The sequence below is a fragment of the Dellaglioa sp. CoH-55-MRSF-8 genome, from assembly GCF_056782195.1.
In genome coordinates this window covers 1-855 of record NZ_JBXAYH010000025.1, presented here as the reverse complement: position 1 = coordinate 855, position 855 = coordinate 1, and the positions used below count along the sequence as shown (strand labels likewise).

Here is an 855-nt window from a genome sequence, read left to right as displayed (position 1 = left end):
GAAACCTCACTGGGTTACTGCTATTAGTTCACCTCTTCGTCCACGAATGATTTCCTGATCATGGGCCTCTTGTGCCTGAAGTGAACCGGGTGCATGCTGAGCGGATTGGCCTCGTGCTTGCGGTGGTGCCGCGCTCATAGTTGTGTCGGCTCGCACACGCACCTGTGGCTGCGTCACTTCTGTTTGGCCGCCTGTGTTGTTCCCGCGCTCGCGCTGTAGCGTTGCTGCCATTTCAGCAGCACTGATACTAGCGCGGTTGCCCTGTACTCCTGAATAATACGAAGTTTCCCCATCACCATATCGTGTCGGGTCCGTCTTTTTCTTTTTGTACAGAGGCATACCTGCGGGAGCGGCTACCGACGCCCACTCCTGCGATGCGGCGTAGACCGCAGCATTCAGATCATCGGAACGCCCCGAGATGTAATCACCAATAGCCCGGCGTTTGACACCAATCAGGTAATCGAACATACGGTCTTGAGTAGTCCTATCAAACTTCTCCTGACCGGTCAAGCCTAGGCCGCGAACGATCTCGGGCATCGTGGTCGTAATGATCTGGTAGCGACCGACAGCATTAAAGTCACCAGCCTGCTGATGCTGCATAACCTCGTTGACCGTCATGTTCTCAAGGTCTTCAGTACCCGCGCGCCCCTTCTTTTTCTTATCCTTGACACGCGTACCGTAGTTCACACTGTTGTAGTCGCCCTCACCGCGAGCGACCAACGCGCTTATACTAGTAACGTCTCTATGCTCTACATGAGGCACCGGACCAGCTGCCCGCATAGCCCCAACGTCCCCGGCCCCGAGTGGGGCTTCTGCGCCCGTGCTAGCCACAAGCCGACCCGCGTCATCATAAAC

The 855-nt window shown here is 56.1% G+C and carries 1 protein-coding gene; it reads right to left on the bottom strand.

Annotated features, from left to right (window positions below; translation table 11 throughout):
- Window positions 1–6: 6 nt before the first annotated feature.
- On the bottom strand, window positions 7–720 hold the full coding sequence (locus tag AC1RPW_RS07670; protein WP_481769392.1) for a lysozyme family protein: 714 nt from the start codon (window positions 718–720) through the stop codon (window positions 7–9).
- Window positions 721–855: the final 135 nt, after the last annotated feature.